Genomic DNA, 385 nt, shown 5'->3' with positions numbered 1-385 from the left:
GCCAAGGCCTTCCTGGATTCCGCTGCGCCGCTCGCGACCGGAAGCCACGCAGACGTGACCTCCTATAGCGTCAGCGGCACCCAGCTCGCAGTGAAACTGAAGGACGGCAGCACCACCGCGCTGAAATCAGCCGCGCAATTCGCGGGCTATCAGGGCGACGCAGCGGCCCCTGGCGCCGTGCTGCTCGTCAACAACGGCCTGCACATCGAGGTCAAGATCGACCGCAATCATCCGATCGGCAAGGACGATCCGGCCGGCGTCGCCGACGTGATCCTGGAAGCGGCGGTCTCCACCATCCTCGACATGGAAGACAGCGTCGCCGCCGTCGACGCCGAGGACAAGGTGCTGGTCTATCGCAATACGCTTGGTCTCATGACCGGCACGC

1 pseudogene is annotated in these 385 nt (G+C 65.2%); it reads left to right on the top strand.

The window, feature by feature from the left end:
* A pseudogene (locus I6F36_RS39415) lies at positions 1–385 on the top strand (malate synthase G); the annotation flags it as partial.

Origin of the sequence: Bradyrhizobium sp. BRP19, from assembly GCF_020194195.1 — a bacterium.
Classification (GTDB): Bacteria; Pseudomonadota; Alphaproteobacteria; order Rhizobiales; family Xanthobacteraceae; genus Bradyrhizobium; species Bradyrhizobium yuanmingense.
This window is presented reverse-complemented; position numbering and strand designations above follow the sequence as displayed.